Genomic DNA, 23,008 nt, shown 5'->3' on the forward strand with positions numbered 1-23,008 from the left:
GATGAACAAGAGCCAACTGCAAGTCGAAGCCATCCACAACGGCACCGTCATCGACCATATTCCCGCCGGCCAGGGCATCAAGATCCTGCAGCTGTTCGGCCTGGTGCAAACCCAGGAGAAAATCACCGTGGGGCTGAACCTGCCTTCCAAGGCGCTGGGCGCCAAGGACATCATCAAGGTGGAAAACACCCGGCTGTCCGCCACCCAGGCCAACCAGTTGGCGCTGTTCGCCCCCCAGGCCACGGTCAACCTGATCGAGGACTTCGAGGTGGTGGAAAAGTTGCAGCTGCACCTGCCGGAAAAGGTGGAAGGCGTGTTCTCCTGCCCGAACAGCAACTGCATCAGCCACAACGAGCCGGTCGCCAGCAAGTTCAAGGTGCGGGCGGTGGACGGCCAGGTGCGCTTCCGTTGCCGCTACTGCGAGAAATCCTTCCATCGCGACATGATGGCGGTGTAATCAGCAGACGAGTCCGGCCCTGGCCGGGCTCGTGGCCCTGCAACGGGGTGGAGCCCTGAACGCCTCGCTGTTAGAATCGTCCTCTCGGAGATGGCATTCTCCCTTAACCGCCCCCGGGGCTGATGATGCCTGCATGATTCCTGGACACCCAGGTGGGTGCAGCCGTGGTCATCGTGGTCCTGCTCCCGTCCAGGTGCCTGCTTTATTCAACAAGATAGACTGGACCCGCATGATAAATTTCAAGCTCCCGGAGCAGCTGGTTTTGCTGCCCTACATGGCCAAATGGCTGGTGCTGGCCAGTGTCGTCGCCGTACTCGCCGGTTCTGCTTCCGCTTTTTTCCTGTTCGCCCTCGACTGGGCCACGGATACCCGCACCGGCAATCCCTGGCTCATCTGGCTGTTGCCCCTGGCCGGTTTTGGGGTCGGCTGGCTTTACCTGCACTTCGGGCAACAGGTAGAGGCCGGTAACAACCTGCTGATCGATGAAATTCACGATCCGAAAAGTGTTGTGCCCCTGCGCATGGCCCCCCTGGTGCTGGGCGGCACCCTGATCTCCCACCTGTTCGGCGCCTCGGTCGGGCGTGAAGGCACCGCGGTGCAAATGGGCGGCGCCTTGGCCGATCAGTGCACCCGCCTGTTCCGGCTCAAGCCGGAAGATCGCCGCATCATCCTGATGGCCGGGATCAGCGCCGGCTTTTCCTCGGTGTTTGGCACCCCCCTGGCCGGCGCCCTGTTCGGGCTGGAAGTGCTCGCCATCGGCCGCCTGCGCTACGATGCCCTGCTGCCCTGTGTGGTGGCGGCCATTGTCGCCGATCAGGTCGGCCTCTGGTGGGGCGTGCATCATACCCATTACCTGATCCCCGCCATCCCCGAGGTCTCCGCCTGGGGTCTGACGGCCATGATCATTGCCGGCGCCCTGTTCGGGCTGACCGGCAAGGTATTCGCCGAGGCCACCCATGCTCTGGGCAGCGGGATGAAAAGGCTGATCGGTTATGCCCCGCTGCGCCCCTTCGCGGGCGGTATCCTTATCGCCCTCACCGTCTGGCTGCTGGGAACGGAAAAGTACATCGGCCTGGGCATACCGACCATCGTCGAAGCTTTTGAACAGCCCCTGCCCGCCTATGACTTTGTCGGCAAGATGCTGTTCACCGTGGCCTCCCTGGGCAGTGGTTTCAAGGGCGGCGAGGTGACCCCGCTGTTCTACATCGGTGCCACCCTGGGCAATGCCCTCGCCCCCTTGCTGAACATGCCCCTGCCCCTGCTGGCCGGTATCGGCTTCGTCGCCGTGTTCGCCGGCGCCGCCAATACCCCCATCGCCTCCACCCTGATGGCCATGGAACTGTTCGGTGCCGAGATTGGCCTCTACGCCGGGGTGGCCTGCGTGGTCAGCTACCTGTTTTCCGGCCACACCGGCATCTATGGCTCGCAGCGGATCGGCCAATACAAGCACAGGAAAGCGCCGGAAGGGATCAAGCTGGGCGAGCTCAGGGCCTACCGGAAAAAACTGCGGGCAATGGCGCTGGCAGCCAAGGGCAGGAAAGAATAAACCCACCGCCGCCCTGGTATAGGGTGGCCCCAGGGCGGGACCATCCCCATGCCCAAGCAGACAGGGGCTTGCACCTGGATAGGTTAACACCGAGCCCGCATCGGGTTATCCGATCAGCGTGGTTCAGGAGCAACAGGGCAGATCCCAACCGCCAGCGGGTTCTCTCACCGTTCCAGATGATGAAACACTAGGCACTACAAAGGATTGTCGCTAAGTAATCCCACCACGTCAGGAATGGCACAGACAGCTTTAGAACTTGTACATCACCATACCCTGCAGACGCAGGGCGTCCCCTTCCCGGCCGTCCTGCACCTGGCGGCGGTGGTAGCTGGTCTCGATGCCGTAGCTGACGTTGGCCAGCGGCGACCAGATATAGTTGAGGTGCCAGGCCTCGAACTTCTTGTTGGCGGCACCGGTCAGGGCGCCGGCGGCCAGGGCATCGTCCAGATCGGCCCGGGCTACCCCATAACCCAGGGTGATGTCGCCCGGACCCATTGCCAGGCTGATCCCGGCGGTGCCACCGCTGGCCTTGATGGTTTCCAGCTCACCGCTCAGGGGATCCACATAGCCGGGCGCCGCCGGGCTGCCCTCCAGGTAGCCGCCGATGCCGTCGCCATGAGTCAGGGCGCCGCGCAGCACCAGCCCCGGCACGGGCCGGTAGGCCGCCTCCAGGTTCAGGCCCCAGCCGAAGGCATTGCGGTCACCATCGCTCCCGGCCTGGTAGTATTCCAGCTGACGCAGCACCGCCGAGGCGCCGAAATCGAGGCTGCCGGCCTTGCCCTGGTAACGCAGGCTCAGATCGGGCAACGGCTGCTTGGCGCTGTCGGGCGCGGCCACGCTCACCCTGCCGCCCAACTTGTCAGGATCTTCCAGCGCAGCGGAAAATCCCCCCCGGGTATAGCGCAGCTGGGCCTGGCGGGCGGCGTTGCCCTGGCCGGGCTGGGGGGTGAAATCGATAGTGGGATTCATGCCGAGAAAGCCGCCGAAGTTGGTCCAGGTCTGGCCGGCGGTGATGCCGTTCCATTCGCCGTAGGCGTGGCGCAGGCGGAAATTGCCGCCGCCGTTGCCGAAGAAATCCCCTTCCAGCACCACCTTGACATCGCCCTGTTCGGTGGCGGTCAGGCTGCTCACTCCCAACCGGCTCTGGTAAGCGTGCAGGGTGCTGTGGCCATCGGGCCCCTTTTCACCGTCCAGGCGGATATTGCCGCGATTGACGGTGTTGCCCAGGTCGGCGTCAACATCGTGGATGATGTCGAGCTTGGCATAGCCGTAGACACTGGCCCTGGTATCGCCTATCTGCCACTCGAAGGCCCCGACGGTACCGGACAGCGCCGCGCCCACCAGCGCGGCGCACAGGGTGATGGTGTTGGATTTCATCTCCATATCGTTGTTCTTCCTTTTTATATGTCGTGGTTAAGCCCCGCCCGAGAGAAATCGGAGACAGGGGATCCCGGAAGGCGGCGTCCGCCGCCTCCGGTCAGCAATAATGAAGGGGTGTTACCGTTGTCGGGCCGCCCGGGACGGCCCTTGTCAGGGCGTCGGTATCAGGACAGGCTGCCCTTCACCTTGGCCAGGGAGACCGGCTGCGCGCTCCGGCCCGGCGCTGTTTCCCGCGACCAGTACACACCGATGGCGCTGACCAGGCACAGCCCGCAGAACAGCATGGAGATGTACTGGGTATTGGTGCCGCCGCCTCCCAGACCGAGCAGGGTCTGGGCGATGAGCGGGGTGAAGCCGGCGCCCAGCACGGCGGTAAGCTGGTAGGTCAGCGACAGGCCGGTATAGCGGGTGCGGGTGGTGAATTTCTCGCTGATAAAGGCACCCATGGGGCCGTACATCACCGCCTGGATCAAGGGGTTGCCGATGATAAAGCCGAGCAGCATCATCCAGGGCGAGCCGTGGCTGATCAGGGCGAACATGGGCCAGACCATGATGCAGCCCACCAGGGCGCCCACCAGCATCACCGGACGGCGACCGTAGCGATCCGACAGCGCCGCCATCAGCGGTATGGTGAAGATATGCAGCACGCTGGCCAGGGTCAGCATCAGCAGGGCGTCGCTGCGGCTGTGGCCGATGGACACCGCGTAGGTCAGGCCAAAGGTGGCCAGCATCGACTGCATGAACAGCGGCGCCAGGCCGGCCAGCACGCCGAGGGAGATATTGGAGGAGGACTCCCGGAACAGCCGCACCAGGGGCACGCCGGTATGGGCGGACGCCTCGGGTTTGGCCTCTTCCGCCGCCTTGGCCGCCTCGAACTCGGGCGACTCGGTCACGCTGTAGCGCATGTAGAGGCCGATGATCACCAGGATGGCGGACAGCAGGAAGGGGATGCGCCAGCCCCAGCTCATGAATTGATCTTCGGGCAGCAGCGAGAACAGCCCCAGCACCATGGTCGCCAGCACGGCGCCGGACGGGCCGCCGGCGACCGCTATGCTGGCGCCGAAGCCCTTGGACTTCTTGCTGGAGTGCTCCATCGCCAGCAGGGTGGAGCCGGCCCACTCGCCGCCCACCGCCAGGCCCTGGATCACCCGCAGCAGCACCAGAATGATGGGCGCGGCCACGCCGATGGTCTCATAGGTGGGCAGCAGGCCGATCACCACCGACACCACCCCCATCACCATCAGGGTGATGAACAGCACCAGCTTGCGGCCCACCTTGTCGCCGTAATGGCCGAACAGCAGACCGCCCACCGGGCGGGCCACATAGCCCGCCGCCAGGGTCAGGTACGACAGCATCAGCCCCACGCCGGGCTCCAGCTCGCCGAAGAACAGGACCGGGAACACCAGGCTGGCGGCGGCGGCGTACAACAGGAAATCGTAGAACTCCACCGTGGAGCCCAGGTAGCTGGAGATGATGGCCCGGCGGCTGTCCTTGCGCTGCTGCCGGGGATCCTTGGTGCCGTCGCCAGGACGGGCTTGATGGGGTGACATTGACATTGACTCTCTCCTCCTAGAGTTGGCCGAAGCAAGCGGCCATGCTGTCCTGCTGGTCTCCGCGCGGCGGAAATATTTAACAAACAAATCATTTACCTTTACGAAACACTCGCAGTGTAAAAACAGTGCAGAAAAGTAACAACGAAAAACGACCCCAAGGTGCACTTAGTGCACGCTCTTGTTTTAAAAGGATTTTTAATAGCGCACCAGAGGGTTCTGAGTGAAGCCTTACCCGCGTCGAACGGGCGGTGACGGCGCCTCGGAGCCCCCCGCCGGCGCAAGCAAAGTCAAAAAAACGGGCCGACGACTCCCGCGAAGGAGCCGCCGGCCCGTCGTCCGCCCGAGGCGCGGTTCGGCTTATCCCTGGCGCGCCGCCAGCATATCCAGGGCGACGTCCACGATCATGTCTTCCTGGCCGCCGACCATGCGCCGCTTGCCCAGCTCCAGCAGGATGTCCGCCGTCTTCAGCCCGTAGCGCCGCGCCGCCGTCTCCGCATGGCGCAAGAAGCTCGAGTAGACTCCCGCGTAGCCCAGCGCCAGCGTTTCCCGATCCACCCGCACCGGCCGGTCCTGCAACGGCCGCACCAGATCGTCCGCCGCGTCCATCAGGGTGGTAAGGTCGGTGCCGTGGTGCCAGCCCAGCCGCTCGGCGGCCGCGATAAACACCTCCAACGGTGCGTTGCCCGCCCCCGCGCCCATCCCCGCCAGGCTGGCGTCGATGCGATCACAGCCCTCTTCCACCGCTACCATGCTGTTGGCCACTCCCAGGCTCAGGTTGTGGTGGGCATGGATGCCGGTTTCGGTTTCCGCCTTGAGCACCGCCTTCACCGCCCGGAAGCGGTCACGCACGTCCTGCATGGTCATGGCCCCGCCCGAGTCGACGATGTAGATGCAGGTGGCGCCGTAGTCTTCCATCTTCTTCGCCTCCAGCGCCAGGTTGCCGGGGCTGGTCATGTGGCTCATCATCAGGAAGCCGACCGTGTCCATACCCAGCTTGCGGGCGTGCTCGATATGCTGGCGCGACACGTCCGCCTCGGTGCAGTGGGTCGCCACCCGCACCACCCGGGCCCCGGCCCGATAGGCGTTATCCAGATCGTGCACCGTGCCGATGCCCGGCAGCAGCAGGGTGGCCACCCTGGCGTGGCTCACCTCGCCCGCCACCGCTTCAATCCATTCCAGGTCGGTGTGGGCGCCGAAGCCATAGTTGAAGCTCGAGCCCTGCAGACCGTCGCCGTGGGCCACCTCTATGCTGTCTACCCGTGCCGCGTCCAGCGCCCGGGCGATGGCCCGCACCTGATCCAGGGAATACTGGTGGCGTACCGCGTGGCTGCCGTCACGCAGGGTGACATCGGAGATATAGAGTTTTTTGCCGTTGTTGATGCTCATCCGAAGTTCCTCCTCAGGCGTTGAGCTGGGACAGGGCCATCCGCTCGGCGGTGGCCAGGGCGGCAGAAGTCATGATGTCCAGGTTGCCGGCGTAGGCCGGCAGGTAGTGAGCCGCTCCTTCCACCTCCAGGAACACCGCCGTCTTGAGCCCGCTGAAATCGCCCAGACCGGGAATGTGCAGCGGCGCCTCGGCCGGGATGGCCTCGAACTGTACCCGCTGCTTGAGCCGGTAGCCGGGCACATAGCTCCGCACCGCCGCCACCATTTCCTCGATGGAGGCTTCCACCACCGCCGGCTCGGCCGCTTCCGACAGCACATAGACGGTGTCACGCATCATCAGCGGTGGCTCCGCCGGGTTGAGGATGATAATCGCCTTGCCCCTGGCCGCGCCGCCGACGTCCTCGATGGCCTTGGAGGTGGTTTCGGTGAACTCGTCGATATTGGCGCGGGTGCCGGGGCCGGCGGACTTGCTGCTGATGGAGGCCACTATCTCGGCGTAGTGCACCTTCGCCACCCGGGACACCGCCGCCACCACCGGTATGGTGGCCTGGCCACCGCAGGTGACCATGTTGACGTTGCCCTCGGCCAGGTTCTGCTCCAGGTTCACCACCGGCACGCAGTAGGGGCCGATGGCCGCGGGGGTCAGGTCGACCAGCTTGATACCCGGCTTGTGCGCCCGCAGCAGGGCGTCGTTCTTGATGTGGGCGCCGGCGGAGGTGGCGTCGAACACCAGATCGATGTCGGCGAACTCGGGCATCTTCACCAGGCCGTCCACCCCTTCATGGGTGGTGGCCACGCCCATCCGGGTGGCTCGGGCCAGGCCGTCGGAGGCGGGGTCGATGCCGACCATGACGCCCATTTCCACCTGCTTGCCCTGGCGCAAGATCTTGATCATCAGATCCGAGCCGATATTGCCCGAGCCGATAATGGCCGCTTTCAGTTTTTTCATTTCCTCTTCCCCTCTGTATTGGGTTCAGTCCCGGCCGAAGTTCACGGCCACTTGGCCGATGCCGTCGATATGGGCTTCAAACCTGTCTCCCGCCGCCACCGGCGCCATGGGCCCCAGGGCCCCGGTCAGGATCAGGTCGCCGGCGCGCAGCGGCTCGCCCAACCGGCTCATGGTGCGTGCCAGCCAAACGGCGGCGTTGAGCGGGTGGCCCAGGCATTCGGCGCCGCTGCCGGCAGACACTTCCTCGCCGTTGCGGGTCATGCGCATGGCGGCGGCGCGCAAATCCAGGCCATCCGGCCGGCGGGCCGGGCCGCCGAGCACGAACAGGCCGCTGGAGGCGTTGTCCGCCACGGTGTCGACGAAACGGATATCCCAGTCGCGCACCCGGCTGCCGACGATTTCCAGCGCCGGCAGCACCCAGCCGGTGGCGGCCAGCAGTTCGGCGAAGGTGGTGTCGGCCGCCGGCAGATCCCGCTCCAGGATCAGGGCGATTTCCGCCTCTATCTTGGGTTGCAGCACCCGGCCGAAGGGCACCGTCTCGTTGTCGCCGTAGCCCATGTCGGCGAACAGGGTGCCGAAGTCGGGCTGGTTTACCCCCAGTTGCTGTTGCACCTTGGGGTTGGTCAGGCCGATTTTGCGGCCGACCACCCGGCGCCCGCCGGCCACGCCCTGGGCCACGTTGATACGCTGGATGGCGTAGGCCGCCTCGGCGTTGCCCTCGCCGATCCGCTCGCGCAGCGGCGCCAGGGGCAGGCCGTCGGCCTCGGCCCGGCGCAGGGCGCCGGCCAGTTGTGCCAGGCTTTCTTGATTCGGGTTCATCGGTTTTCCCTCTCTCGGGCGATCAGTGGGTCAGGAAGTCCAGCACCATGCGGTTGAACTTGTCGGCATGCTCCCACTGGGCCCAGTGGCCACAGCGGTTGAACAGGTGCAACTCGGCGTTGGGCAAGCCGGCCACCAGGCGCAGGCCGGTATCCATGGGCACGAAACGGTCCTGACGGCCCCAGATAACCAGGGTTTCGGCGCCGATCTCCCCGAGTCGCGGGCTGAAGTCCGGGAACTGTTTGGGATTGGCCGCGATGCTCTTGACGAAGTTTTCCAGGTGATCCCGGCGCGCCAGCATGTTGTCGAGCCGGGCCTGGAACAGTTCCTCGGTGAGATCCGAGGTGTCGTAGACGAAGATGTCCATCATCGCCTTGAGGTTGTCGATGGTCGGGGCACGGTAGAGGCCCTGCAGGCGCTTGATGCCTTCGGTGGGCATGGGGGTGAACAGGCTGGCGCCGCCGGTGCCGCCGCCCATCAGTACCAGCTTGCCGAGCCGCTCCGGATAACGCAGGGCGAAGGCCACGGCGCTGTGGCCGCCCATGGAGTTGCCGAGGATGTCCACCTTGTCGAGATCGAGGGCATCCAGCAGCCCCTTGAGCGCGGTGGCGTTGAGATCGGAGCGGGAGCCCTCGCAGACGATGCTGTCGCTCTTGCTCCAGCCGGGGCAGTCCAGCAGTATCACCCGGAAACCGGCCTCCACCAGGGGGGCGATGTTGCGGTTGAAGTTGGCCCAGCCGCTGGCGCCGGGGCCGGAGCCGTGCAGCATGACCACCACCCGGTCGCCCTGGCCGCAGTCGTTGTAGTGCAGTTGCAGGTCGAGCTCGCCTTCCCGGATGCGGGCGAAACGGCTGGTGGCGGCCTCGGTAAGGTGTTGGCTTGTCATAGTCTGGTTCCTGTTATCGTCATAATGAAAAAGGGGATCAACGCAGCGGCGCCGCGCTGACCGAGCCGAAGCCGGCGATCCATTCGGGGATGGCTCTGTAGTAGTCGTGAGCCGCCCCATAGGGGCCGAAGGCCGAGAGCGCGGCGAAGGCCGCCACCCAGGCCTTGACCTCGTTGGCCGACTTGCCGGCCAGGGCCGACAGTTCCTCGTTGCCGAGCCCGTCCAGCTCGGCCAGGCGGCCTTCCGCCAGGGTGGCCATAAACTGCCGATCCCACTCGGGATTGAGCGGGTACAGGCTGTGCTGGTCCTCGACGAAGGCCCGCGCCGCCGCTATCACCCGCTGGGTGCGGGCCTCGCGCTCTTCCGCCGGCAGGTCACGGCCGCTGCCCTTGAGCCGGTCGGCCAGGTGTTCGTTGGCGGTGGCCAGCTCCGGCACCGGCGGCTGGTGCGACAGGCCGCCGGAGCCGAGCAGCAGCACCCGTTTATCCAGGCTGCGGGCGAACCGGCCGATGGCCTCGCCCAGCAGGCGGGCGCGCTGGAAACCGGGCAGGGGCACGGCCACCGAATTGATGAACACCGGGATCACCGGCACCCGATCGATGCCGCCCAGCAGGAACTCCAGCGGCTGGGCGAAGCCGTGATCCACCTGCATACGGTAGGACACGGCGGCGTCGACACCCTGGGCCAGTACGCTGCGGGCGCAGTCTTCCGCCAGCGCCTGGGGCACCGGCAGCGCGCCGGCGGCGGTGCCGAAGTCACCGATGGCGTGGGCCGCCATGCCGATGCAGAAGGACGGCATGATGTCGTAGAAGAAGCCGTTGTAGTGATCCGGCGAGAACAGGATCACCAGCTCGGGATCGAAGCGGGCGATGCGCTCCCGCGCCGCGGCGATGGTGGCGTCCACCTCCGCCAGCACGGTGGGCGCGGGATCCACATGACCGATCAGCGGGGTGTGGGACAGACAATGCAGATAAACGCTCATCTCAGGCCACCTTGCGCGCCGCGGCCGGCGTCTGTTGCGGTTGTGCCTTGGCCTTGAGCGCCTGACGCAGTTGCCGGCACAGGAGCTCCAGGGTCTGGGGAATGGCGATGCCGGCCACGAAGCGATCCGGACGCAACACCGCGATGGAGGCCGGATAGCGTCCGAACCATTCCTTGAGCCGCCCGCTCTCGTCGCCGATACGGATAACCCCCTCCGCCAGGCTGGCCTCGGCTTGGAGTTGCACCGAGGGCACCACCTGGATAAAGCAGGTGCCGAGTCGCTGCCAATAGGCCAGCTCTTCCGCGCTCAGGCCGTAGCTAGGATCCGTGCCCCAGGCAACCACCGCGAAACGGCGGCCGATAATGTCGTCCAGCAGCAGCACCTGCTCGCCCAGCCGCACCCTGGGCTGGATGAACAGCTTGCCCACCGGTGACTGCTTCGGCTTGGGCGTCGGTTCGACCAGCACCCCCTGGTGGTATTGGGGCATGGGCTTGAAACGCATTTCCAGGAAGTAGCGTTTGACCGGCGGTATATAGTTGAGCAGCCAGGAAATACCGTCGCGCAGGCTGGCCTGCCACTTCTTCGGCGGCGCCAGCACATGGCCGGCGGTGACCGACAGATCGATCATCGCCCTGGCGTGATCCCGGCGCTCCTGCTGATAGCTGTCGAGCAGTTCGTCGCCGGCCAGGCCCTGAACCACCAGCGCCAGCTTCCATGCCAGGTTGCTGGCGTCGCGCATGCCGCTGTTGTAGCCCTGGCCCTGCCACACCGGCATGATGTGGGCGGCGTCGCCGGCCAGCAGGATACGGCCGCGACGGAACTCGCCGGCCAGGCGGGCGTTGTGGGTATAGACCCGCTGACGGATGACGTCGACCCGGGTCGGGTCCGGTAACACCTTGGCCAGCAACCGTTGCAGTTCCTCCGGCCGGCTCAGTTGCTCCTCGGTCTCGCCCGGCATCACCATGAATTCGAAGCGGCGGATACCGTGGGGCAGGGCCGCGGACACATAGGGCCGCTCGGCGTCGCAGCACATGTAGATGTTGGGGGTACCCAGAGGATCGTTGCGCACGTCGATCACTATCCACTGGTTGGGCGCCGTCTTGCCCTCGAAGCTGATGTCCAGATGACGGCGCACCAGGCTGTTGCCGCCGTCGCAAGCCACCAGATAGCGGGCGCGCAGGCGCTCTTCTCCCTCGGGGCCGGCCAGCGTCAGGCTGACCCCTTCCGCGTCCTGGCCGAACTCCTGCAAGTCGCGGGAGAACAGTACCCTGACCTTGTCGAAGCGGGCCAGGCCGTCGTACAGCACCTTGTCCGCCAGCGGCTGGATAAAGGCGTTACGGCGCGGCCAGCCAAACTCGTCGGTGTTGGGCTGGATGTCGGCGAAACAGCGCCCCTTGGGAGTAAGAAAGCGCATCGCGTGCATGGGCGTGGTATGGGGCAGCACCTGCTCGGCGAGATCCACCGCCTGGAAGGTGCGCAGGCTTTCGTCATCCAGTCCGATGGCACGGGGATAGTCGATCAGGGTATCCAGTTTTTCCACCACCAGCACCTCGACACCGCAATGTCCCAGGTAGTTGGCGATCATCAGTCCGACCGGGCCGGCGCCGGCAATCACCACGTCGGCGTCGAAACGGGGGGCGGAGCCCGGGGTTGTGGGGGTTGTTGCTGTCACGTTCTTCACTCCTGAATCAGTGAAACTTCATGCCTTCCGTCCGGCAGCAGGCAAGCCTTGCCCGTCGGCTCCGGCTGGCGGAACCCTTGCTGTCAGGGTCTTGAATAGGTTGCTAAACTCGGGCACAGGGCCCGGAGCGGTCAGGGCCAGCCTTGGCGCAGGTTGTAACAATCGGCAGCATAACCTTGCATAACTGTTTCCCCCTTGTTGCATCCATTAACCGATGAGTCGAGTATAAAAAACCACCAGTGATGGGACAATGAAAAACGGCCCGATCGTGCACTAGGTGCACACCTTTGTTTATTAAGGATTTTTACAGATGAGTGGCGATAACAAGAGCGATTACAAGGCGGTGCGCGGCCTGATCCGCGGCCTGGACCTGCTCAACAGCCTCAACCGCTTCGACGGCGGCGCCCGCATCGGCCAGTTGGCCGACGCCACCGGCCTGCACCGCACCACGGTGCGTCGCCTGCTCGAGACCCTGCAGAATGAAGGCTATGTGCGGCGCAGCGAGTCCGACGACGGCTACCGGCTGACCATCAAGGTGCGGGAGCTCAGCGAGGGCTTTCGCGACGAGCAGTGGATCTCCCAGCTGGCGGCGCCCCTGCTCGGCCAACTGCTGCAGGAGGTGGTCTGGCCCACCGACATCACCACCCTGGACGTGGATGCGATGGTGATCCGGGAAACCACCCACCGCTTCAGCCGGCTGTCGTTCCACCGCTCCATGGTCGGCCGGCGGCTACCGCTGCTGCAGACCGCCGCCGGCCGGGCCTATCTCGCCCACTGCCCCGACGCCGAGCGGGAGAGCATACTGGCGCTGCTGGCCTCCCGTGACGACACCCAGGGCCGGCTGGCCCGCAACCGGATCTGGGTAGACAAGCTGATCCGCCAGACCCGGGCCAACGGCTACGGTGCCAACTACGGGGAATGGGGGGAGGAAGAGAAAATCGGTGCCATCGCCGTTCCCATCCGCCACGGCGAGCAGGTGCTGGGTAGCCTCAACCTGATCTATATCGCCAAGGCCATGGCCATTGAAGAGGCCGCCAAACGCTATCTGGGCAGCATGAGGAGCATGGTCGGCCAGATAGAACAGCAGTTGGAGCAGCAGGACGCCGAGCGGCGGCAAGCGCGGGAAGAAGCACAGCGGCAACGGAAGGACGGGGAAGAGCGGCAGGCCGGCGAAACCCCGGATATGACGGCGCCCGGCACCGAAGGTGGGGCCGGGCGGGAGCAAGGGTCACAGGACTAGGCTCAGGGCAGGTCGAACACCAGGGCCCGCACCGGCTGGGCGGCGCTGAAGCTTAACCGTTCTTCGCCACTGATGGCGGCGCCGTCGCCGGGGGCCAGCTGTTCGCCATTGACGACAAGCTCCCCTTCCACCAGTTGCACCCAGGCCTTGCGCCCCGGGGCCAGCTCGAGCCCGGTCTCTTCGCCCTGCCCCAGCCACAGTTGGTACAGGCGGGCGTCCTGCCTGATGACCAGCGAGCCCTCGGCGCCGTCCGGGCTGACCACCAGGGTCAGACCCGGGCCGCGGCCGAAGTCCTTCTGCTGGTAGCCGGGCCTGCCGCCAATGGCGTTGGGCTCTATCCAGATCTGCAGGAACTTCAGCGGCCTGCTGTTGGAGGGGTTGAACTCGCTATGAAGAATACCGGTGCCGGCGGACATCAGCTGGAACTCACCCGCACTCAGTATTTCCTCGTTGCCGGAGCTGTCCTTGTGGGCGATGCTCCCCTCCAGCACATAGCTGATGATCTCCATGTCCCGGTGGCCGTGGGTGTCGAAACCCGCCCCCGGCGCCACCGCGTCGTCGTTGATTACCCGTAGCCGGGAGAAGCCCATCTGCGCCGGATCGTAGTAACTGCCGAAGGAGAAGCTGTGCCGGCTGTGGAGCCAACCGAAGTTGGCCCTGCCGCGTTCATCCGCCTTTCTGATGCTGATCATGGCTCCTCCTCAATTCAAACGTTGTGCCAGGGCCTGGTCCAGGCCCAGTTTGCCGGCGCCGGAGAACAGCAGGGAGACCGAGGCCGCCAGCAGCGCCAGGCCGAACTCGTAACCGCCGTTGCTCATAAAGAGGCCGTTGTCGACGTGCACCGCAAAGATGGCCACCAGCATGGTCATGGCCAGGGTCAGCGCCGCCGGCCGGGTCAGCAGCCCAAGCAGGATAAAGAGCCCGCCGAAGAATTCGCCCGCCCCGGCCAGGAAGGCCATCAGCACCCCCGGCTCCAGCCCGATGGACGCCATCCACTGGCCGGTGCCTTCCAGGCCGTAGCCACCGAACCAGCCGAACAGCTTCTGGGCGCCGTGGGCCATGAAGATGATGCCTACCGGCAGCCGCAGCGCCAGGGGTGCCCAACCGGACTTGGACTGGAGTACGGAGATCAGGGTCGCCTTGTTCATAAATCACCTCTTCATAAAATTTGAAATAAGATTCTAGGTTTTAAAGCCCGCCACCAGGGCGGCCTTTGAACTTGGAGCCAGTGTAGTGAAGCCAGTGAAGAGATAAAATCGGAATGATTTGGCATCATTATTTAAATTATTTGAATGAAAGAGAATGGCATGCGTCCGGGACGGCCGCGACCTCCGGCAAAGCCTGATACACTGACTCATCCAACCATCAGATGAGGACAACACCATGAGCGATACTCCCTACGTCCCCCCCAGGGTCTGGAAATGGGAAACTCCCAGCGGCGGCGCCTTCGCCCATATCAACAGGCCCGTGGCCGGCGCCACCCACGACAAGGCCCTGCCGGTGGGCAAACACCCGCTGCAGCTCTACTCCCTGGCCACCCCCAACGGAGTCAAGGTCACCATCATGCTGGAAGAGCTGCTGGCGCTGGGACTCGAGGGCGCCGAGTACGACGCCCACCTGATCCGCATCGGCGAAGGCGACCAGTTCGGCAGCGGCTTCGTGGCGGTCAACCCCAACTCCAAGATACCGGCCCTGGTCGATCACGGCGTGCAGCCGCCACAACGGGTGTTCGAGTCTGGCTCCATCCTGCTGTACCTGGCGGAAAAGTTCGGCGCCTTTATCCCCAGCGATCCCGCCAGGCGCACCGAGTGCCTGTCCTGGCTGTTCTGGCAGATGGCCAGCGCCCCCATCCTGGGCGGTGGTTTCGGCCATTTCTACGCCTATGCTCCGGAGAAGTACGAATACCCCATCAACCGCTACGCCATGGAGGTGAAGCGCCAGTTGGACGTACTGGACAAGCGGCTGGCCGAATGCTCCTATGTTGCCGGCGATGAATACAGCATCGCCGACATGGCCATCTGGCCCTGGTATGGCGCCCTGGTGCGCAACCAGGTTTACGAAGCGGCGGAGTTTCTCTCGGCCCAGGAGTATCCCCATGTGCAGCGCTGGGCCGAGACCATCGCCCAACGCCCCGCCGTGCGGCGCGGACGCATGGTCAACCGGACCTCTGGCCCGCTCGAGGAACAACTGCACGAACGCCACGACGCCAGTGACTTCGAGCTGAGGACCCAGGACAAGCTGGAGCGGAGCTGAAAGAATGGATAAAAGGCGCCCCTTGCCGGGCGCCTCAGGCAGCCGGCAAACCGCCGGATTGCTCTCCTCCTTCATCACCCGGCCCTCTCCATTTTGCTGCGGGTCCGTTAACCCATTGGTACATTTCCGGGCCCGGAGACATAATCCGCGCCGCCGGGCTGGGAATTCCCCCATTCGGGTGAAATTTCCGCCGTGGCTTGCGCCGGCCGGCCCGGCTCGCCACACTAGGCCATTATTCCCGAGCCCAGGCCGCCTTCCATGACCCTGCACCATACCCTGCAACAGACCTTCGGTTTTTCCTCGCTGCGCCCGGGCCAGCAGCAGGTGATAGAACAACTGCTGGCCGGCCAGTCGGCGGCGGCCATCTTCCCCACCGGCTCGGGCAAGTCGCTGTGCTACCAGTTGCCGGCGCTGCTGCTGCCGCATCTGACCCTGGTGATCTCGCCCCTGCTGGCGCTGATGCAGGATCAACTGGCCTTTCTGCGCCGGCTGAACATTCCCGCCGCCAGCCTCGACTCCACCCAGAGCTGGGAAGAGAGCCGGCGGGTGATGCAGGAGGTGAGCGAAGGCCGCATCAGGATCCTGATGATCTCGGTGGAGCGGCTGAAGAACGAGCGCTTTCGCCAGTTTATCGGCCGGGTGCCGCTGTCGCTGCTGGTGGTGGACGAAGCTCACTGCATCTCCGAGTGGGGCCATAACTTCCGCCCCGACTACCTCAAGCTACCCCAGTACCGCCAGCAGCTCGCGATTCCCCAGGTGCTGCTGCTCACCGCCACCGCCACCCCCAGGGTCATCGAGGATATGCAGCGAAAATTCGCTATCCCCAAGGAAAATGTGGTGATCACCGGCTTCTACCGGCCCAACCTGCAGCTGCAGGTATTGCCGGTGGCGGAGCCGGACAAGACCTCCGCCCTGCAACAACTGCTGGCGGCAGATCCCCGCTCGCCCACCATCGTCTACGTGACCCTGCAACACAGCGCCGAGCAGTTGGCCGAGCGCCTGGCGGCGGCCGGCATCCCCGCCCGGGCCTACCACGCCGGCCTGGAGCAGGAGCTGCGCAAACAACTGCAACAGGATTTCATGCAGGGACGGGTTCCCTGCATCGTCGCCACCATCGCCTTCGGCATGGGAGTGGACAAGGCCGATATCCGCCGGGTGATCCACTACGATCTGCCCAAGTCCATCGAGAACTACAGCCAGGAGATTGGCCGGGCCGGGCGCGACGGCAACCCTTCTACCTGTACCCTGCTGGGCAACAGGGCCGGGCTCAATGTGCTGGAAAACTTCGTCTACGGCGACACTCCCGAGCCCGCCGCCATCCGCGCCCTGCTCGGAGAACTGCAGCAGGCCGGCCCCCAGTGGGAGCTGATGCCGCTGCGGCTCTCCCACGCCACCAACATCCGCCTGCTGCCGCTCAAGACGCTGCTGGTCTATCTGGAGCTGGACGGCATTATCGAGCCGCAATACAGCTATTTTGCCGATTATCGCTTCAAATTCCTCAAGCTAGGAGAGGAGATCCTCGCCGCCTTCCAGGGCGAGCGCCAGGCCTTTCTGCAACAGGTATTCGAGGGCTCGCCCCAGGCTCGGAGCTGGTGCCAGGTGAATTTCGAGGCCATCTGGCAGCGCGCCGGCGGCGAGCGGCAGCGGGTGATCCGCGCCCTCGACTACCTGCACCAGCAGGGCTGGATCAGCCTGGAAAGCAAACAAATGATCGAGGTGTACCGGGTACTGCAATCCGGTTTCGATCCGGAGGCGGAAGCCGCGCGGCTGCATGAACTCTTCCGGCAGAAGGAACATAGCGAGCTTACCCGGCTGGAGGAGATGATCGACTTCTTCGAGAGCGACGACTGCCTGAGCCGGCGCCTGGCCGGCTACTTCGCCGATCACCAGGCCCCGGCCCGCTGCGGCCACTGCTCGGTATGCGCCGGCCGGCCCGCCCGGCTGCCGGCCCCGGCGTTGCCGTCCCTGCCCGCCCCGGAGCAGTTGGCTCAGTGGTGCCGGCCGCTGCAACAGGAAGCCGGCGCACCGCTCAGCGCCCACACCCTGGCCTGCTTCCTGTGCGGCATCGGCACGCCCCTGCTCAACCGGCTCAAGGCTAGGGGCAAGCCCGGCTTCGGCGCCCTGGAGCGGCAGCGGTTCGGGGAGGTGGCGCAGTTGCTGCAGTCGAAGCACGATCTCCGTACCAGCCTAGGTTAGCGCCCAGCCCCGCCCAAATGCACCACTTTAGTGATAGAAGAGCTCCAAGTGAACACAAATGGGGCACTCTGCCCTTTCCATCCCATACAGTAAAAGTAACTGTAACTTCTAAAAAACACAGATCAAGAGATGGGATGCCCTTTCATACCCAGCATCTTTGACCTATTCCATCCTCTTGAGACCCAGGCAGAATGGGCCAGCCAGCGCCCGCCCTCCCAGCCGCCATCGGTCCCGCAGGTTCCACCTTTTCTTTTATGGCACGACCGTTGCTAAACAAATAGTGCCAAACGGAACGCTGATAATAAGGACAGAGCATGAGTGAGAAGTTGTTATCCCTGCCGCAAACCCGGCGGGACTTCCTGATGAAAGTCGCGGTACTGGGCGGCACCGGCCTGGTGATGGGCACCATGAAGGCTTGGGGCATGGACATGTCTTCCAGGGCCGCTTCCCCGCCCATGCTGTCGGGCTCGGGCAATGGCAAGACGGTGCTGATCCTGGGTGCCGGCCTGGCGGGCATGACCGCCGCCTATGAACTGGGCAAGGTTGGCTACCAATGCACCATTCTCGAAGCACGGGATTTCGCCGGCGGCCGTTGCCAGACCGCCCGCGCCGGCTTCCGGCTAACCGAGCTGGGCGGCGAGGAGCAGCAGTGCCGGTTTGACGAAGGCTACTACATCAACCACGGCCCCTGGCGCATCCCCTTCAACCACCAGTCTACCCTGCATTACACCCGGGAATTCGGAGTGCCGCTGGAAATCTTCGTCAACGACAATGACGCGTCCTACGTCTATTTCGAAGGGGGGGACGGCTCCCTTGCCAGCAAGCCGGTACGCCAGTTTGAGATCAAGGCCGACTTGCGCGGCCAGGTGAACGAACTGCTGGCCAAGTCCATCCACTCCAATCGGCTGGATCTGCCCCTGACCGAGGATGACAAGAAAAGACTGCTCGACTACCTGGTCAACGAGGGTTACCTCTCCGCCAGCGATTTCAGCTACCTGGGCACCGGTGGCCGGGGCTACAAGGTGAACCCAGGCGCCGGTACCGTCCCCGGCCCGGGCGAAGCCTCGGATCCGCTGGAACTGAAGGATCTGCTGGCCTCTGGCATGGGCCATGTCTATCGCAGCGTACACAGCTTTACCCAGCAGGCCACCATGTTCCAGCCGGTCGGCGGCATGGACAGGATAGCCAGGGCGTTCGAACAACGGGTGGGCAACCGGATCCGCTACGGCATGGAAGTCGGCCGTATTCACCAGCGTGGAGATCAGGTAGTGATCAGCGGCAAAAAGCTCGCTGACAACAGCGATTTCGAGCTGGTCGCCGACTACTGCCTGTGCACCATTCCGCTGTCGGTGCTGCGCCATATCGACACCGACTTCTCCCCGGCCTTCAGCGACGCCATCGGCCAGGTCGCCTACGAGCCCACCTGCAAGATAGGCCTGCAGATGAAACGCCGCTTCTGGGAAGAGGATCACTTTATCTACGGCGGCCACATCAGGACCAATCTCAAGGGCATCGGCAACATCTCCCTGCCCTCCGATCATTGGCAAAGCGGTAAAGGCGTGCTGCTCGGATACTACAACTTTGGTGCCAATGCGGCGGAGGTCAGCGCCAAGAGCCTCGAGGAACGTACCCGCTTCGCCCTGGAGGGCGGCGAGAAAGTCTTCCCCGGATCCTACCAGGCTTCCTGCGAGTCGTCCTTTTCCGTGGCTTGGCACAGGGTCAAGTACAACCTCGGCGGATGGGCCGAATGGAACGATCAGGCCAGGGCCACCGCCTATCCCACCCTGCTGAACGCCGAAGGTCGGGTGCTGCTGGCCGGCGAGCACCTCAGCTACCTGACCGGCTGGATGGCCGGAGCCATCGAGTCGTCCTGGCAGCAAATGGCCAAGCTGCATACCATGGCCCAGCAGGCCTGAGGAGCGAAGGATGCGCATCATCAGCATAAGCATGGCCCTGCTGCTGGGCTCCGGCCTGGCACAGGCAGGCAACGAGGGCGAGCAGCTGTTCCAGCAGAACTGCATGGCCTGCCATCAGACCCAGGGCCAGGGCATACCGGGGGCCTTTCCGGCCTTGGCCGATAACCCCCTGGTGCAGGGCAACAGGGAGCAGCTACTGAAGGTAGTTTTGCACGGTAGGGGTGGTATGCCCGCCTTTGCCCAGTCCCTGCCCGACCACAAGATAGCCGCCATCCTGAGCTACGTCCGCAGCCACTGGGGTAACGAGGCGGGCGCCATTGCCGAACTGGAAGTGGCGGCGATACGCCAGAATAGCACCAAGAGCGAAGTAGTTGACCGAATGCAGGTCCGCACCCAAAACTGATCCTGTTTAACGAGGAATACACCATGAAACCGACGATTACCCTGAGCGCCCTGGCGCTGTGTTCCGGCCTGGTCTTTTCCGCCCAGGCCGAGATAGTCACCCACCCCATCCCCAACTCCGACTTCCCCATCGCACAGGCGGTCGAAGTCACCGGGGACGTCACCACCCTCTATGTCAGCGGCCAGGTTCCCCCGGTGATCGACGCCGATGCGGATGGCAACAGCAAGGCCGCCTTCGGCGACACCCGGCAGCAAACCATCGGTGTCATCGAGCGAATCAAGACGATTCTGGAAGCCCAGGGCATGGCACTGAACAACGTGGTCAAGATGCAGGTCTTCCTGGTGGGTGATCCTGAACTCGACGGCAAGATGGATTTTTCCGGCTTCATGGAAGGCTACAAGGAGTACTTTGGTCAAGACAAGGCCGGCCTGCCGGCCCGCTCCGCCATGCAAGTGGCCGGGCTGGTCAACCCCGGCTGGCTGGTGGAAATAGAAGTAACGGCGGTCAAGGATCGCTGAACCGGTTTGCGCATGTTTCCTGCTGCAATGTTGGGCGGAGTCTTCTCCGCCCTTTTTTATGCTCAGTCCCACACCGGGTCAAAATCAGGGCCGGGCCAGGAACTGCCTGGCCGCGTTCAGCCGCGCCGGCTCGGTATCCGCCTGGGCGGCGAGCTCAACCAGCCGCCGATAGTAGCCGGCGGCGCCCTCTCGGTCGCCGGCCAGCTCGGCGGCCCGGCCGGCGCCGTACAGGCTGTTGAAGCGGTTGGCCGAGCGTTCCAGCGCCGCCTCGTATTCGGCCCTGGCTTCGGTGTACATCTCCAGCTCCAGCAGCATGTCGCCGAACAGCTCACGGGCCGGCAGCACCTCGCCCGGCGTGACCGGGTGCTTCTCGGTACCGGCTTCCAGCTCGGCGGCGGCACGCATCAGTTGCAGCCCTTCCTCCTTGTTCCCCTGCTCGAACGCCAGCCAGGCCTCAGCCGCCTTTTGCTGGATTTCGACCTGCCTGGCCCAGTAAGGCGAGGTCGTCGCCGCGGCCTCCCGCAGCTCGCCCAGGCGGGCGATAGCGTCCCGCGCCAGCTGCAGTTCACCGATATGGGCGGCACCCAGGGCCCTGGCGAAGTGGCTGATGGCTTCCATGGCCGGGAATCTGTCCCAGGGAAAGTCGGCCGGGGTTCGGGGCTCCAACCTGGCTGCCTGCTCCCACCGCTGTTGCTCCAGGGCCAATCGCGCCGGGGCCGCCGCCAGGGTATAGGCGGAGGCAGCATGGGCCTGAATGGGACCATTTATGCCAGTAATCCGCGCCAGTTCCTGTTCGGCCTTGCCGTTTTCGGCCCCCTGCAGATGGGCATACACCAGGTAATCAAGAGCATGCAGATAGTGGAAGGAAACCGCGTCCCCGAACGGGTGCTTGAGGGCAGCCTCGGCCGAGGCCCGGTTCCAGCCAATGGACTCCTGCCACAGGCCGGCTCGGGTAAAGATATGGGACGGCATATGCAAGGCGTGGGGCACCTCAGGCGCTATGTCACCGTAACGCCGCGACACCGCCAGGGCCTTTTCCGCCAGCGGCGGATAATCATAGGCATGGATGGCGTAGTGGTGGGCGCCCGGATGCTGGGGATTGGCCGCCAGTACCTGCTCCGCCAAACGGCCGGCCTCCCGTTGGGCCCGGTAGCTCTTGTCCGCCGGATCCGCCGTGGCGATCAGCGCCAGGGCGTAAAAGCTCATGACTTCATGCTCTTCGGGCATGGCGTCGTAGGCCTGGCGCCAGCCCTCGGCAAAGCTGGCCAGACGGGGCCGCTCGTCCGCCTCCCACTCGTGCCGGTAGTAGGCCGCCACCGCCGCGATAAAGGCCTGCTCCAGCTCGCTGGCAGTCCCTGCCGCCCTGGCCTTGTCGATTAACGCCGCCCCCTGTTGATAGCGCTCCCGGGAGGGCGGGTCCGACCACAGCGGATGGATGTAGCTCATGGCCTGTCCCCAGTAAGCCATGGCACAGCCGGGATCGAGCTCGGCAGCCCGGGCAAACTCGGCCTCGGCGCCTTCATAGGTCATGTGATGCAACAGGGCCATGCCCCGTTCCACCAGGGCGGCGGCCTGCGCCTGGCAGGACACGGAAAACGCGACCTTGCCGAGCTGTTCGCCATAGTGTGCGCCGGATCCGGTCGTGCTCGCACCGGATACCAGGGGAACCATGCCGAACACGAGGGCGAGTGCCAGGCCCGGTTTGTTGTTCTTGTTCATACCTAACCTCCTGCCTTTTCGATGGCGCCGGCAACCGGACCCAAGTACAAGGCCGGCTCCGACAGCGTCCATCTTAATTATGGCGTCGGAGCCGCGGGCCCAGAGGCGGATTACTTATACCGAATCGCAACCAATATAAAGCGGGATGGAACCCTTCGATCTAACCACGAACGCCACCCGAGCCAAGGTGCCGACACCCTGCCAGTGCAACGCTCCCCGGCTCGGGGCCATACCGCTCTCATAAACCGGCCTCGCCGCCCGCCGGGGCGGGTCGTGCCCGGGCGGCCAGGAGCGACAGCAGCAGGCTGATCACCAGCGCCGCCAGAAACACCCGGCCGGAGCCGTGCTCGGGACTCAGTCTATCCTGACCCTGGCCTCGCCGATGCCCGGGAAGCGGGCACACACCTCGGCGCCGGGGGCGATAAAGCGCATCCCGGTCCAGCTGCCGGTGGTGAGCAGATCCCCGGGCTCCAGCCCCTTGTTGCGCGCCACCAAGTGGTTCACCGACCAGCCCAGCAGGCTCGCCGGATCCCCCAGCGGGTGGCCGCCGCGCTGCTCGGCCAGCACCTCGCCGTTCACCGTCAGCGTCAGCGGCCGCCGCGCCAGCTCGAGTCCCTGCCAGTCGGTGATGCCGCCGCCGACGATCAGCGCCCCGTTGATCTGGTTGTCCGCCAGCCGCCACAGGGCGCCGGCCTGCTGCCATTGGCGCAGCCGGGTGTCCACCAGTTCGATGGTCACGCACAGCTCGCCCAGCGCCGCCCGCACCTCGGCCTCGTCATACAACAAGGCCCGGGGCGGCAGGGGGCGGGTCACCCGGAACGCCAGCTCCGCCTCTATGCCGATCATGTGAAAGTCGTCCCCGCTCAGGCGAACGCCGCTGGCGTGGACCCGCCGGGGCGGGATGGGCGCGCTGTAGGGCTCGCTGTCCTTGTCCGGCGCCCCCACCTTCCAGCAGCGGGTGCGCTGCCCCGGCCACAGCGCCCGCGCCACCCCGTCCTGGACGGCATAGGCCTGGGCCACCGTCTGTGGCCCCACCGCCTCCGCCGGGGTGTCGAACTGGTCGCCACACCGATAGGCGGCCAGCACCAATGCCACCGCCTGTTGCATCTCCTGTTGTTCCATCC

Annotated in this window: 20 protein-coding genes and 1 riboswitch; of the genes, 8 read left to right on the top strand and 12 right to left on the bottom strand. The window is 65.0% G+C overall.

Features of this window, described 5'->3' with window-relative positions:
• Window position 1 precedes the first annotated feature (1 nt).
• Together pyrI and ACEVBK_RS16255 are read left to right on the top strand one after the other, a co-directional pair.
• The gene (gene pyrI, locus ACEVBK_RS16250) at window positions 2–457 is read left to right on the top strand and encodes an aspartate carbamoyltransferase regulatory subunit (protein WP_375055940.1); all 456 of its coding nucleotides are present in this window, start codon (window positions 2–4) and stop codon (window positions 455–457) included.
• Between the two features lie 77 nt (window positions 458–534).
• A riboswitch (Fluoride riboswitch) is annotated at window positions 535–596 on the top strand.
• 90 nt (window positions 597–686) lie between these two features.
• Entirely contained in the window at window positions 687–2,003 is a 1,317-nt protein-coding gene (locus ACEVBK_RS16255) for a voltage-gated chloride channel family protein (RefSeq protein ID WP_375055941.1), read from the top strand.
• Window positions 2,004–2,252: 249 nt separating this feature from the next.
• Here the strand turns inward: ACEVBK_RS16255 and ACEVBK_RS16260 are convergent, their stop codons facing one another.
• The 8 genes from ACEVBK_RS16260 to ACEVBK_RS16295 form a co-directional block, all read right to left on the bottom strand.
• The gene (locus ACEVBK_RS16260; protein WP_375055942.1) at window positions 2,253–3,386 is read right to left on the bottom strand and encodes a DcaP family trimeric outer membrane transporter; all 1,134 of its coding nucleotides are present in this window, start codon (window positions 3,384–3,386) and stop codon (window positions 2,253–2,255) included.
• Window positions 3,387–3,547: 161 nt separating this feature from the next.
• Window positions 3,548–4,933 (bottom strand): MFS transporter, encoded by a 1,386-nt coding sequence (locus ACEVBK_RS16265; protein WP_375055943.1) that lies wholly within the window; start codon window positions 4,931–4,933, stop codon window positions 3,548–3,550.
• Window positions 4,934–5,293: 360 nt separating this feature from the next.
• The gene (dmpG, locus tag ACEVBK_RS16270) at window positions 5,294–6,322 is read right to left on the bottom strand and encodes a 4-hydroxy-2-oxovalerate aldolase (protein WP_375055944.1); all 1,029 of its coding nucleotides are present in this window, start codon (window positions 6,320–6,322) and stop codon (window positions 5,294–5,296) included.
• A 13-nt stretch (window positions 6,323–6,335) separates the two neighbouring features.
• Window positions 6,336–7,271 carry an acetaldehyde dehydrogenase (acetylating) gene (locus tag ACEVBK_RS16275; RefSeq protein ID WP_375055945.1) on the bottom strand — a complete coding sequence of 312 codons (936 nt, stop codon included), beginning with the start codon at window positions 7,269–7,271 and terminating at the stop codon, window positions 6,336–6,338.
• 24 nt (window positions 7,272–7,295) lie between these two features.
• Window positions 7,296–8,090, bottom strand: a complete 795-nt coding sequence (mhpD, locus tag ACEVBK_RS16280) for a 2-keto-4-pentenoate hydratase (RefSeq protein WP_375055946.1) — start codon at window positions 8,088–8,090, stop codon at window positions 7,296–7,298.
• 22 nt (window positions 8,091–8,112) lie between these two features.
• Entirely contained in the window at window positions 8,113–8,976 is an 864-nt protein-coding gene (locus tag ACEVBK_RS16285) for an alpha/beta fold hydrolase (protein ID WP_375055947.1), read from the bottom strand.
• A gap of 37 nt (window positions 8,977–9,013) precedes the next feature.
• Entirely contained in the window at window positions 9,014–9,958 is a 945-nt protein-coding gene (mhpB, locus tag ACEVBK_RS16290) for a 3-carboxyethylcatechol 2,3-dioxygenase (RefSeq protein WP_375055948.1), read from the bottom strand.
• 1 nt (window position 9,959) lies between these two features.
• Window positions 9,960–11,630, bottom strand: a complete 1,671-nt coding sequence (locus tag ACEVBK_RS16295) for a bifunctional 3-(3-hydroxy-phenyl)propionate/3-hydroxycinnamic acid hydroxylase (protein ID WP_375055949.1) — start codon at window positions 11,628–11,630, stop codon at window positions 9,960–9,962.
• Window positions 11,631–11,949: 319 nt separating this feature from the next.
• Between ACEVBK_RS16295 and ACEVBK_RS16300 the strand changes: the two genes are divergently transcribed.
• Window positions 11,950–12,879 carry a DNA-binding transcriptional regulator gene (locus tag ACEVBK_RS16300; RefSeq protein ID WP_375055950.1) on the top strand — a complete coding sequence of 310 codons (930 nt, stop codon included), beginning with the start codon at window positions 11,950–11,952 and terminating at the stop codon, window positions 12,877–12,879.
• Between the two features lie 2 nt (window positions 12,880–12,881).
• Here the strand turns inward: ACEVBK_RS16300 and ACEVBK_RS16305 are convergent, their stop codons facing one another.
• On the bottom strand, window positions 12,882–13,571 hold the full coding sequence (locus tag ACEVBK_RS16305; RefSeq protein ID WP_375055951.1) for a pirin family protein: 690 nt from the start codon (window positions 13,569–13,571) through the stop codon (window positions 12,882–12,884).
• A 9-nt stretch (window positions 13,572–13,580) separates the two neighbouring features.
• On the bottom strand, window positions 13,581–14,027 hold the full coding sequence (locus tag ACEVBK_RS16310) for a DoxX family protein (RefSeq protein ID WP_375055952.1): 447 nt from the start codon (window positions 14,025–14,027) through the stop codon (window positions 13,581–13,583).
• A gap of 235 nt (window positions 14,028–14,262) precedes the next feature.
• On the opposite strand from ACEVBK_RS16310, the gene yghU reads away from it, so the two are divergent.
• The 5 genes from yghU (at window position 14,263) to ACEVBK_RS16335 (ending at window position 20,165) form a co-directional block, all read left to right on the top strand.
• The gene (yghU, locus tag ACEVBK_RS16315; RefSeq protein ID WP_375055953.1) at window positions 14,263–15,132 is read left to right on the top strand and encodes a glutathione-dependent disulfide-bond oxidoreductase; all 870 of its coding nucleotides are present in this window, start codon (window positions 14,263–14,265) and stop codon (window positions 15,130–15,132) included.
• Window positions 15,133–15,390: 258 nt separating this feature from the next.
• Window positions 15,391–17,328 carry an ATP-dependent DNA helicase RecQ gene (locus ACEVBK_RS16320; protein ID WP_375055954.1) on the top strand — a complete coding sequence of 646 codons (1,938 nt, stop codon included), beginning with the start codon at window positions 15,391–15,393 and terminating at the stop codon, window positions 17,326–17,328.
• Window positions 17,329–17,642: 314 nt separating this feature from the next.
• Window positions 17,643–19,244 (top strand): flavin monoamine oxidase family protein, encoded by a 1,602-nt coding sequence (locus tag ACEVBK_RS16325; protein WP_375055955.1) that lies wholly within the window; start codon window positions 17,643–17,645, stop codon window positions 19,242–19,244.
• A 10-nt stretch (window positions 19,245–19,254) separates the two neighbouring features.
• Window positions 19,255–19,647, top strand: coding sequence for a c-type cytochrome (locus ACEVBK_RS16330; RefSeq protein WP_375055956.1), 393 nt, complete (start codon window positions 19,255–19,257; stop codon window positions 19,645–19,647).
• Between the two features lie 23 nt (window positions 19,648–19,670).
• Window positions 19,671–20,165 (top strand): RidA family protein, encoded by a 495-nt coding sequence (locus ACEVBK_RS16335; RefSeq protein ID WP_375055957.1) that lies wholly within the window; start codon window positions 19,671–19,673, stop codon window positions 20,163–20,165.
• 84 nt (window positions 20,166–20,249) lie between these two features.
• Here ACEVBK_RS16335 and ACEVBK_RS16340 read toward each other — a convergent pair whose 3' ends face one another.
• Entirely contained in the window at window positions 20,250–21,884 is a 1,635-nt protein-coding gene (locus ACEVBK_RS16340; RefSeq protein ID WP_375055958.1) for a hypothetical protein, read from the bottom strand.
• A gap of 354 nt (window positions 21,885–22,238) precedes the next feature.
• Entirely contained in the window at window positions 22,239–23,006 is a 768-nt protein-coding gene (locus ACEVBK_RS16345) for a 2-keto-4-pentenoate hydratase (RefSeq protein ID WP_375055959.1), read from the bottom strand.
• Window positions 23,007–23,008 lie beyond the last annotated feature (2 nt).

Source organism: Zobellella sp. DQSA1, assembly GCF_041950555.1.
In the GTDB taxonomy this organism is placed as follows: domain Bacteria; phylum Pseudomonadota; class Gammaproteobacteria; order Enterobacterales; family Aeromonadaceae; genus Oceanimonas.

Coding starts and splice junctions, on each gene's coding strand:
- pyrI (WP_375055940.1), top strand. CDS start 2: ATGAACAAGAGCCAACTGCAAGTCGAAGCCATCCACAACGGCACCGTC.
- ACEVBK_RS16255 (WP_375055941.1), top strand. CDS start 687: ATGATAAATTTCAAGCTCCCGGAGCAGCTGGTTTTGCTGCCCTACATG.
- ACEVBK_RS16260 (WP_375055942.1), bottom strand. CDS start 3,386: ATGGAGATGAAATCCAACACCATCACCCTGTGCGCCGCGCTGGTGGGC.
- ACEVBK_RS16265 (WP_375055943.1), bottom strand. CDS start 4,933: ATGTCACCCCATCAAGCCCGTCCTGGCGACGGCACCAAGGATCCCCGG.
- dmpG (WP_375055944.1), bottom strand. CDS start 6,322: ATGAGCATCAACAACGGCAAAAAACTCTATATCTCCGATGTCACCCTG.
- ACEVBK_RS16275 (WP_375055945.1), bottom strand. CDS start 7,271: ATGAAAAAACTGAAAGCGGCCATTATCGGCTCGGGCAATATCGGCTCG.
- mhpD (WP_375055946.1), bottom strand. CDS start 8,090: ATGAACCCGAATCAAGAAAGCCTGGCACAACTGGCCGGCGCCCTGCGC.
- ACEVBK_RS16285 (WP_375055947.1), bottom strand. CDS start 8,976: ATGACAAGCCAACACCTTACCGAGGCCGCCACCAGCCGTTTCGCCCGC.
- mhpB (WP_375055948.1), bottom strand. CDS start 9,958: ATGAGCGTTTATCTGCATTGTCTGTCCCACACCCCGCTGATCGGTCAT.
- ACEVBK_RS16300 (WP_375055950.1), top strand. CDS start 11,950: ATGAGTGGCGATAACAAGAGCGATTACAAGGCGGTGCGCGGCCTGATC.
- ACEVBK_RS16305 (WP_375055951.1), bottom strand. CDS start 13,571: ATGATCAGCATCAGAAAGGCGGATGAACGCGGCAGGGCCAACTTCGGT.
- ACEVBK_RS16310 (WP_375055952.1), bottom strand. CDS start 14,027: ATGAACAAGGCGACCCTGATCTCCGTACTCCAGTCCAAGTCCGGTTGG.
- yghU (WP_375055953.1), top strand. CDS start 14,263: ATGAGCGATACTCCCTACGTCCCCCCCAGGGTCTGGAAATGGGAAACT.
- ACEVBK_RS16320 (WP_375055954.1), top strand. CDS start 15,391: ATGACCCTGCACCATACCCTGCAACAGACCTTCGGTTTTTCCTCGCTG.
- ACEVBK_RS16325 (WP_375055955.1), top strand. CDS start 17,643: ATGAGTGAGAAGTTGTTATCCCTGCCGCAAACCCGGCGGGACTTCCTG.
- ACEVBK_RS16330 (WP_375055956.1), top strand. CDS start 19,255: ATGCGCATCATCAGCATAAGCATGGCCCTGCTGCTGGGCTCCGGCCTG.
- ACEVBK_RS16335 (WP_375055957.1), top strand. CDS start 19,671: ATGAAACCGACGATTACCCTGAGCGCCCTGGCGCTGTGTTCCGGCCTG.
- ACEVBK_RS16340 (WP_375055958.1), bottom strand. CDS start 21,884: ATGAACAAGAACAACAAACCGGGCCTGGCACTCGCCCTCGTGTTCGGC.
- ACEVBK_RS16345 (WP_375055959.1), bottom strand. CDS start 23,006: ATGGAACAACAGGAGATGCAACAGGCGGTGGCATTGGTGCTGGCCGCC.